At 43.3% G+C, this 9,139-nt stretch carries 9 protein-coding genes; all 9 read left to right on the top strand.

Annotated elements, in window-relative coordinates; genetic code table 11:
- A partial coding sequence (locus A3750_RS19995) for a glycosyltransferase (RefSeq protein ID WP_068548688.1) occupies positions 1-882 on the top strand: 882 nt, incomplete at its 5' end.
- 1 nt (position 883) lies between these two features.
- On the top strand, positions 884-2,695 hold the full coding sequence (gene asnB, locus A3750_RS19990) for an asparagine synthase (glutamine-hydrolyzing) (protein WP_068453877.1): 1,812 nt from the start codon (positions 884-886) through the stop codon (positions 2,693-2,695).
- The gene (locus A3750_RS19985) at positions 2,679-3,791 is read left to right on the top strand and encodes a glycosyltransferase family 4 protein (RefSeq protein ID WP_068453879.1); all 1,113 of its coding nucleotides are present in this window, start codon (positions 2,679-2,681) and stop codon (positions 3,789-3,791) included. Before asnB ends, A3750_RS19985 begins: the two co-directional genes overlap by 17 nt.
- Positions 3,788-4,864 carry a non-hydrolyzing UDP-N-acetylglucosamine 2-epimerase gene (gene wecB / locus A3750_RS19980; protein WP_068453881.1) on the top strand — a complete coding sequence of 359 codons (1,077 nt, stop codon included), beginning with the start codon at positions 3,788-3,790 and terminating at the stop codon, positions 4,862-4,864. The genes A3750_RS19985 and wecB overlap by 4 nt, the downstream gene beginning before the upstream one ends.
- A gap of 35 nt (positions 4,865-4,899) precedes the next feature.
- Entirely contained in the window at positions 4,900-5,967 is a 1,068-nt protein-coding gene (locus A3750_RS19975; RefSeq protein WP_068453882.1) for a Gfo/Idh/MocA family protein, read from the top strand.
- Complete coding sequence (locus A3750_RS19970; RefSeq protein WP_068453885.1) at positions 5,968-6,435, top strand: acyltransferase; 468 nt, start codon at positions 5,968-5,970, stop codon at positions 6,433-6,435.
- Positions 6,428-7,525, top strand: coding sequence for a DegT/DnrJ/EryC1/StrS aminotransferase family protein (locus tag A3750_RS19965; RefSeq protein ID WP_068453887.1), 1,098 nt, complete (start codon positions 6,428-6,430; stop codon positions 7,523-7,525). The genes A3750_RS19970 and A3750_RS19965 overlap by 8 nt, the downstream gene beginning before the upstream one ends.
- Positions 7,526-7,590: 65 nt before the next feature.
- Positions 7,591-8,832, top strand: a complete 1,242-nt coding sequence (locus tag A3750_RS19960) for a glycosyltransferase family 4 protein (protein WP_068453888.1) — start codon at positions 7,591-7,593, stop codon at positions 8,830-8,832.
- The coding region (locus A3750_RS19955) for a sulfotransferase (protein WP_231871898.1) at positions 8,825-9,139 on the top strand (315 nt) is incomplete at its 3' end. The genes A3750_RS19960 and A3750_RS19955, both read left to right, overlap by 8 nt.

Raw genomic sequence — 9,139 nt, 5'->3', positions numbered from 1 at the left:
TTAATTCGAAAGTCTGACGTAATTCATTGTAATGATCTTAATACGCTGCCAGTCGGAGCGCTTATCAAACTTGTTCGTTTCGGGCGAGTTAAAGTTGTTTACGATGCGCATGAATACGAAATCAATCAAAAGCCAGGTCAATCAAAAAGCAGCATTAAGTTATTATTTTTTATAGAGAGTCTATTTATTCGATTTGCTAATAGGGTGATTACGGTTAGTGATTCGATAGCAAACGAATACCAGCGTTTATATAAAATTCAAAAACCTGAATTAGTAAGAAATTGCCCTCCATATACTGCTGCAAAGTCAACGGATATTTTTCGAGAAACTTTTAGTTTACGGCCAGATCAAAGAATATTTTTATATCAAGGCGGCTTAACAGCTGGCCGAGGTTTATCTGATTTGCTTACCCTTTTTAAGTCATACAACGATGACTCAAAAGTGCTTGTTTGTATGGGTTATGGTGCGCTCGATATATCTGTTAAAAAAGCTTCCGATTTGTGCGATACCATTTTTTACCATCCTGCAGTCAAGCCAGACGTTCTTCTTTCATATACAGGGTCTGCTGATTTTGGCATTTCTTTCATTGAGGATAGTTGCTTGAGTTACAGGTACTGTTTACCAAATAAGATGTTTGAGTACTTTATGGCGGGATTGCCAGTAATTGTATCCAACTTACCTGAAATGCGTAAGTTCGTTTTGGAAACCGAGGCAGGTTTTGTTACCTCGCAGAACAATTTACAAGGCTTAAGCGAGGCGGTTGATCTCGCTATGAATTGCGACTACCCCAAAGTAAAAGCTAATGCGCTTGCGGTTTCGACTCTAAACTGTTGGGAAGTTGAAGAGCTTGTGTTAATCAAAGTATACAGGGAGCTTTTTTAAAGTGTGTGGGATTGCGGGTTGTATTAATGGTGCAGGAATAGATGTTGATTTGCATAGCCTTGTTGGGAAAATGAATGATCTTGCTCATCACAGAGGCCCTGATGGAGAAGGCGTATATGAAGGTGATGATTTCGCATTAGGTCATACGCGTTTATCAATTCAGGACTTGTCTGATGCGGGCCATCAGCCGATGACTTACCTTGGGCGATATACCATTACTTATAATGGGGAAATTTATAATTTTCTCGAGTTGCGAGAGGATTTGAAGGGCGAGGGGTATGCGTTTCATACTTCTTGTGATACTGAGGTGATTTTGGCGGCTTACGCCCATTGGGGAGACAAGTGCACCGAGCGCTTCAATGGTATGTGGGCTTTTGCTATCTACGATAGCCTCAAGAATATTATTTTTTGTTCTCGTGATCGTTATGGGATAAAACCATTTTATTACAGCGAGCAAAAAGGCCTTTTCTTGTTTGGTTCTGAAATTAAACAACTCTTACAATTCGTGGCACAACGCCTGCCAAATTACGACATATTGCGTGATTTTTTAGTGATCGGATTGAGTGAACATACGGAGTCTACTTTTTTCGATGGTATTTTTAATTTGCCTGGTGGCCACAACCTTACTTATAGCTTGAAAGATAAGAGCTATGAAATTAAGCGTTGGTATGAATGGCCAGAATTGAGTAGACCTTTGTTGAAAGATACCGATGAGCATACTGCTGTGGATGGTTATCGAGCTGAGCTTTATCGAAGTGTTTCGTTTAGATTGCGCGCGGATGTAAAGGTTGGGACTTGTTTGAGTGGTGGTTTAGACAGCTCCTCAGTCGCAGGGGTTGCGTCTCATCATTTAGACAACGGCGACAATTTTACTGCGATTCATGCGAAATCCACCGAAACAAAGTTTGATGAAAGCAATTATGCTGCAGAAGTCGCAGAGAAGCTTCGATTAAATCTAGAGGTTGTTGAACCTACCTTCGCTGACTTTTTAAAGACAATTGATGATGTTGTCTATGCGCAAGAAGAGCCATTTGGAAGTTATAGCTTAGTGATGCAGTATTTGGTTATGAGGCGAGCAAAGGAGCTGGGGATAAAAGTTCTATTGGATGGGCAGGGAGGAGATGAGTCGCTACTTGGATACGAACGTTATTACGCCTCGTATATAGCTTCTCTACCTTTGATGCAACGGTTCAAGGCACTTTTGAAAAGTAAAGCTAACTCTCGCCTGTCCATGTTTGAGGTGCTTGCTTATCAACTATACTTCCGTCTAGCTTGGATACGCAAATGGAGACTAAGAAGGAAATGCAAATTACTCAGCGATGCCTTTATTGGGGATCTAGGCTGGGTGGATCGGCTAGCCCGCTCGAGCTCTTCAATTGAGCTTCTGCAAGAGCAAGAAATGCAGTGTACTCAGCTACCGCATTTACTCAGGTATGAAGACAAAAATTCAATGGCTTGTTCTGTAGAGGCTCGCCTTCCATTTCTAGATTATCAGTTGGTTGAACGCTCACTGCGCCTACCTGGATCATTAAAAGTAAAAAATGGCTGGACGAAATATATCCTGCGTAACGCTGTTGCCAAGTTGCTGCCTGCGAGTATTGTTTGGAGGAAGAACAAGCTTGGCTTTAATGCACCGGAAAACGAATGGTTGTCTAAGCATAAGGCAGAGATGAGAGAAGCCATTAAGAGCTCAAAGATTCTTAAAAAGGTTACAAGGGATGCACCTGCCATAGATAGTCTGGATGGCAGGCTATTGTTTAAGTTCTACTCAGTTGCAAAGTGGGAGGAGCGCTTCAATGTCCAAGCCTCATAGAGTTGTCCATTTGAGCTCTGCCCATCCTCGTTATGACGTGCGAATCTACATAAAAATGTGTCGATCGCTTGCCGAAGAGTATAATGTTTCACTGATTATTGCCGACGGACTCGGAGACGAAGTCAAAGAGAACGTGTCGATTTTGGATGTCGGCGCTAAAGATGGTGGCCGTTTATCTAGAATGACTCGCACGGTTAAAAAAGTGTACAAAAAAGCGCTAGAGTTAGATGCTGACCTGTATCACCTGCATGACCCAGAACTATTGCCTATTGCAATTAGGTTAAAGCGGCGCGGTAAACTTGTTATCTTCGATGCGCATGAGGACCTTCCAAAACAGTTATTAGGAAAACCTTATTTACATCCGTTGGCGAGATGGTTTTTGAGCAAGATTATTGATCGCTACGAAAAATGGGCATGTCCAAGGTTAGATGCGGTTATCGGAGCGACGCCAATTATTACGGCTAAGTTTGGATGCTTTTGTAATCTGACTGCGAATATAAACAATTACCCTCTCTTAAATGAGCTTTCTTGTGTAACCGATGATCAGGCTAAAGTGGGCGAAGTGGCGTATGTTGGAGGTATTTCCGAGATTCGCGGTATTAAACCTTTGGTAAAAGCAGTTGGGCGGACTAAGGGCATTCGGCTTAATTTGGTTGGCAGTTTTGGAAGTAAAAACCTGGAGGATGAAGTTAAGTCTTTTCAGGAGTTTGATGCGGTAAATGATTTGGGCTTTAAAAGTCGTGAAGAGGTTGCTGAAATTCTCGCTAGGTCAAGAGCTGGTATCGTGACTTTCTTGGCATCGCCAAATCACGTCGATGCGCAACCAAATAAAATGTTCGAGTATATGAGTGCTAGTTTACCTATCGTTACTTCGAATTTTCCCTTATGGAGAGAGATTGTTGAGGGAAATGATTGCGGTATTTGTGTTGACCCTGAAAACGTTGATGAGCTGTCTGGTGCTATCCAGTATTTAAATGATCACCCTTGTGAGGCAGAAAGGCTTGGAGAAAATGGGCGAAGAGCAGTTGTAGAAAAGTACAATTGGGAGCAGGAAGAGAAAAAGTTATTTGGATTGTATCAGGAATTACTGTCTTGAAAATAGTTACTGTTTTAGGTGCTCGCCCTCAATTTATAAAAGCTGGTACGGTTAGTCGTGAGATCGCAAAGCGAAACGGAGGTGGACAAAGCATTAATGAAGTTATTGTTCATACTGGTCAGCACTATGACGCAAATATGAGTGATATTTTCTTCGAAGAAATGCAAATCCCGAAGCCGGATTATCAATTGGGTGTTGGTGGCCAAACCCATGGGTCAATGACCGGGAAAATGCTAGTAAACATAGAGGATGTGTTACTTAAAGAAAAACCTGATGTTGTGATGGTCTATGGTGATACCAACTCGACTCTTGCTGGTGCGCTTGCTGCATCCAAGCTTCATATTCCTGTCGCGCATGTTGAGGCTGGTTTGCGTAGTTTTAACATGGCAATGCCTGAGGAAGTGAACCGGATCTTAACAGATCGAATTAGTAAGTGGCTTTTTTGCCCGACTGAAACGGCTGTGCAAAATTTGCAGATTGAAGGTGTTGATGCGTGGAAAAATGATGCGCGGGTTCATAATGTGGGAGATGTGATGTTGGATGGCGCACTTTTTTATAAAGATTTAGCTATTAAACCAGATAATGTTACTGATGGTGGTTTCATGCTTTGTACGATTCATCGTGCGGAGAATACCGATTCGTTGGAAAGAATGACGAGCATTGTGAGTGCATTGAATGAACTTGCGCTTGATCAACATATTATTTTGCCATTACACCCGCGCACAAGGAAAATTATCTCTGAATATGGTCTTGAATTTCAAGGGATCACGGTTATTGAGCCGGTCGGGTACCTGAATATGGTTTGGCTAATAGCAAACTGCGATAGGGTAATGACAGACAGTGGCGGCCTTCAAAAAGAAGCATACTTTTTCTCGAAACCTTGTATCACTTTGCGGGATGAAACTGAGTGGGTTGAGCTAGTTGATATCTGTGCAAATAGCTTAGTTGGTGCAGCTCACGGGAATATTTTGAAAGCTGCGTCGACAGAGTGCGTAAGCGAAGGCCCGCGCGCTAACCTGTATGGCGATGGATCTGCATCTTTTAAGATCCTAGAGCGATTGTTAGGCCGTTAAATTTTATATTAACACACGTTTAAATGGAGTATCGAATGGGCAGGTCGTTGAAATTTGCATTAGTAGGCTGTGGCCGCATAGCTAAAAGGCACTCTGAGCTTCTAGGCTTTGAACAGATTCCAGGCGCGTGTTTAGCTGCTGTGTGCGATATCGTTGCTGAAAAAGCGAATAAGATTGGCGAGCAGTTTGGTGTACCGGCTTTTACAGATATGCATGAGATGATGCGATCCGAAGCAATTGATGTTGTGGTGGTGCTTACTGAAAGTGGCTTGCATCCGCAGCATGTTATTGAGTTGGCCCCGTACGGGAAACACATCATGGTCGAGAAGCCAATGGCGCTTCGCTTGGAAGATGCCGATCGTATGATAGCCGAGTGCGATAAGTATGGTGTGAAACTATTCGTTGTTAAACAGAATCGTTTCAATGTGCCGGTTCAAAAAGCGCGGGAGGCATTGGATGCTGGCCGACTTGGAAAGCTGGTAATGGGCACGGTGCGGGTGCGATGGTGTAGGCCGCAGGCGTATTATGATCAGGACGCTTGGAGAGGTACTTGGGCCTTAGATGGTGGAGTGCTGACGAATCAGGCAAGCCATCATATTGACCTCCTCGAGTGGATGATGGGCGATGTCGAAAGCGTTTTTGCAATGAGTAGAACGGCGCTAGTCGATATTGAGGCAGAGGATACGGCAGTCGTAACACTTCGTTTTAAAAATGGGGCGATCGGTGTCATTGAGGCCACGACAGCAGTGAGGCCGAAAGATCTTGAAGGGTCATTGTCGTTACTTGGCGAAACTGGGTCCATCGAAATTGGCGGCTTTGCGGTCAACCAGATGAAAGTATGGAACTTCTTGGAGGAGTCACCTGAAGATGCAGATGTAATGGACAAGTACTCTGTTAATCCTCCAAATGTTTATGGCTTTGGGCACCAAGCTTATTATGAGCATGTTGTAGATAGTATTCAGAACGAGAAACGACACTTGGTTGATGGTTTGGTTGGTCGAAAAAGTCTGGAATTGATTAACGCGATTTATGAGTCAATTGAGACCGGGAAAGAAGTGTATCTTCATTTCAAGCCACAGCGCTGTAAGCTTGGAAAAGTTTAAATGTCTTTTAAAGAGAAGCACGTTGCCATCGTCAATGTGCAGTTTGGTGAGAATGTCACCATCGTGCAGCCTGCAAATATATATGGGTGTGCTTTAGGTGACGGAGTCTTCGTTGGCCCTTTTGTTGAGATCCAAAAAGACGTCACTATTGGCGATCGAACGAAGGTGCAGTCGCATACATTTATCTGTGAGTTGGTTGATATTGGCCGGGATTGTTTCGTAGGCCATGGTGTTATGTTTATTAATGACTTGTTTTCTGATGGCGGCCCTGCTGGCGGCGACAAAAGTAAGTGGTTATGCACGGTTATAGGTGACAATGTTTCAATTGGTTCTAACTGCACAATTTTGCCGGTGAGAATTTGTTCCAATGTTGTGATTGGTGCAGGCGCAGTGGTGACGAAGGATATAAATGAGCCTGGTATTTATGCTGGCAACCCGGCTAAAAAAATAAGGAATCTAAATGGTTAAGTTTCTTGATCTTAAGCAGCAGTATGAATCGATTAGATCAGATATTGATAAGGCAATCGCATCTGTCATCTCCGAAACTGCGTTTGTTGGCGGTAAGTATGTTCAAGCGTTTGAGAGTGCTTTCGCAGAGTATTGCCAAGTGGAGCATTGTCTAGGGGTGGGGAATGGTACGGATGCTCTGGAAATTGCGATTGAAGCTTTAGGTATTCAAAAAGGCTCTGAAATTATTGTACCGGCAAATAGCTTTGTCGCATCTTCCGAGGCTATTACGCGAGCTGGTTGTAAAGTGGTTTTTGCCGATATAAACCCAGACAATTACACGCTAAGCCCTGCTTCGGTCATTTCTCTCGTCACACCAAATACCAAAGCGATTATGGCTGTGCACTTGTATGGACATCCCTGTGATATGGATGCGTTGCAAGAGATTGCCGACCAACATGGTTTGAAGGTTATTGAAGATTGCGCTCAAGCGCATGGCGCTGAATATAAAGGTAAAAGAGTTGGCGGAATTGGTGATGTAGCAGCCTTCAGTTTCTATCCAGGTAAAAACCTTGGCGCATACGGTGATGGTGGGGCAATAACGACCAATTGTAATGATACCTACGTTAAAGCGAAAATGATCGCCAATCACGGACGCATAGATAAATACAACCATGAGTTTGAAGGCAGAAACTCGCGGCTCGATGGCTTGCAGGCGGCTATTCTTTCAGCAAAGCTTCCGCACTTGGATTCGTGGACCGAGAATAGAATTCGTATTGCCGCCTATTACTTGGAAAAGCTCTCAAACATTGAGGCAATCAAGCTACCAAAACGTGCAAGCTGGGCTAAACAGGTTTACCACTTGTTTGTAGTAGAAAGTGCCGCGCGCGATAGCCTAAAGGAACATTTGGCTGCAAATAATATACAAAGCGGGGTTCACTACCCGATCTCGTTACCAGAGTTGAATGCATACAATTATATCGAGCAGAATTTTTCAGGTTTCTATACGCATGGCCTTGGGGACAGGCTTCTGAGCCTTCCTATAGGGGATCATTTGGACCTAAACTCAGCCAGCAAAGTTGTTGACGTTGTTGCTCAGTTTCATAAATAGCCGTTCCCGTATATGGACGAATCCATATCTTATAGCTTCATTTATCGTTTACCTTAAGGTTTCAAATGCCAGTTTCTCGCAATGATAATGTTTGGATAATAAATCATTATGCATCTACTCCTTCTACCGGAATGGGAGGGCGAAGTTACTTCATGGCCAAAGGCTTAGCCGAATCAGGAGTAGATACTACGCTAGTATGTGCCAATTTTAACCATAAATTGCATAGCCCGAGAATGATAAAGGGTGCCTATGATGTTGACCTTTCAGACGGTTTCAAAGTCGCAAGGGTTAAGGTTAAAAAATATAGTTCATCGTTCAATAAGATCCGAATATTTAACTGGTTCTTGTTTGTTTTTCGACTTTTAGTTCATTACCGTAAGTTCGGCGAGCGTCCAACAGTGGTGATATGCTCATCACCTTCGCTTGTCGCTTTTCTAGGAGCTTGGGGAGTGGCGAGGCTCAGTAAGGCAAAACTGATCTTCGATGTTAGAGACATCTGGCCCCTAACGTTAAGAGTGTTAGGCGGATACAGTAAAAGGAACCCTCTAATCTTTCTGCTTTCTAAAATAGAGCATTTTGCTTATGCATCGTCCGATGGTGTTATGTCTAACCTTAAAAACTTTTCTAGTTACCTTAGCGAGCAAGGTTTTACGAAGAAGCCATTTTGTTGGGTACCTAATAGCGTAGATTTTGATGGGCTTGCCGTTAAATCTAAGTTGCCAGAGGAGTTCAAGGGTTTAGGTGCTGGTAAGTTTGTAGTTGGGTATGCAGGTTCAATAGGCGCAAATGATGCTTTGGAGTATTTGTTAGATGCTGCGGCGATTCTGCGGCATGAAGCTCCTGAAATTTATTTCGTTATTGTTGGTAAAGGCCAATACCTAGAAAAATTTCGAGAGCGTATAGATAAAGATGGATTATCAAACGTGATATTTACGGGCCCTGTTCAGAAGGACCAGGTCAGTAGTGCGCTAGCGCTGTTTGATGTTTGTTACTTGGGGTGGCTGGACGATGATATATATCGCTTTGGAGTATCCCCAAATAAAATCCCAGATTATTTTTACGCCGCAAAACCTGTGTTGCATTCCTATTCGGGCGCATCTGATCCTGTCGAGTTGGCTAGTGCCGGTATTACTGTAAGCGCAGAAAATGCAAAGTTAATTGCTGATGGAATCAAGACGCTACGTTCTATGAGTAAAGTCGAGTGCGAGCAGTTAGGAGTCAACGGGAGGCAGTTCGCTATCGATAATTACGAGTATAAAGCTCTATCGGGGCGTTTACTCGACTATATAGGAGGGCTGAGTGCCTAGTACAGACCACTATAATGTATTCATCATTGGCGCCCCTCGCTCGGGTACAAACATGCTGCGCGATGTCGTAACATCTTTTAATGGTGTCGAAACATGGCCTTGTGATGAAATAAACTACATTATTCGTCATGGGAATGTCAGACATCCGTCCGATGAGTTTTCAGAGCAGCAAGCGACCACGCTAGTTAAGTCCTACTTAAACACTACTTTTGACAAATATGCGAAAGAGTTTGGTGCAAACATTCTCGTTGAGAAAACCTGTGCGAACTCTCTTCGCGTGCCATTTCTTCATGCTGTTTTTCCTGAC

The sequence above is a fragment of the Oleiphilus sp. HI0079 genome, assembly GCF_001635105.1.
Note: the sequence above shows the minus strand (reverse complement) of the source record. Positions and strands in the feature narration are given on the sequence as shown.

Bases quoted from the DNA above. Each gene is read 5' to 3' on its own strand.
- A3750_RS19965 (WP_068453887.1), top strand. From the start codon at position 6,428: ATGGTTAAGTTTCTTGATCTTAAGCAGCAGTATGAATCGATTAGATCA.
- A3750_RS19960 (WP_068453888.1), top strand. From the start codon at position 7,591: ATGCCAGTTTCTCGCAATGATAATGTTTGGATAATAAATCATTATGCA.
- A3750_RS19975 (WP_068453882.1), top strand. From the start codon at position 4,900: ATGGGCAGGTCGTTGAAATTTGCATTAGTAGGCTGTGGCCGCATAGCT.
- A3750_RS19970 (WP_068453885.1), top strand. From the start codon at position 5,968: ATGTCTTTTAAAGAGAAGCACGTTGCCATCGTCAATGTGCAGTTTGGT.
- A3750_RS19985 (WP_068453879.1), top strand. From the start codon at position 2,679: ATGTCCAAGCCTCATAGAGTTGTCCATTTGAGCTCTGCCCATCCTCGT.